Source organism: Bacteroides sp. DH3716P, from assembly GCF_025914115.1.
GTDB lineage: Bacteria > Bacteroidota > Bacteroidia > Bacteroidales > Bacteroidaceae > Bacteroides > Bacteroides ovatus.
In genome coordinates, this window is the sequence record NZ_CP083673.1 from 6,637,852 (window position 1) to 6,638,287 (window position 436).

Annotated in this window: 1 pseudogene; it reads right to left on the minus strand. The window is 43.6% G+C overall.

From position 1 onward, the window contains the following. Positions 1-124 precede the first annotated feature (124 nt). Positions 125-436: pseudogene (locus KQP79_RS26110) on the minus strand (mobilization protein); the annotation flags it as partial.

Here is a 436-nt window from a genome sequence, read left to right on the forward strand (position 1 = left end):
GTAAACTAAACCATTTGCTAAACTACTTTTCCGCTTCCCAATTCAGCCTCCGATTTCGGTTTACTTTGGCCTTATTTCTTATATATAGGTACGGACGTAAACTAAACTGGTTTCTGAACTGTTTTTATTCCTCTTCATGGAACAGGTCAATCTCGGCAGGTGTATATCCGAAATAGTAATGATTATCCCGCTTCACTATGAGCTTTTGCTCGTTAATCAGGTATTTCAGCATTTTGATGATGACGCTTCTGCCACGCTTAAAGCCAATGTCTGCATAGGCTTGCGTTAATTCCTCCACCATGCGATCGAATCCTTTGATAGGTTTCTCCTTGAATGCAGCCGTCAGCGCCTCGTTATGCTGTTCGGATGTCAAGTCTTGGTAAGTAAACCTTGACGGTTGCTTGTCACCTTCTTCCTTCTCCGGCGTGTGCTCGAC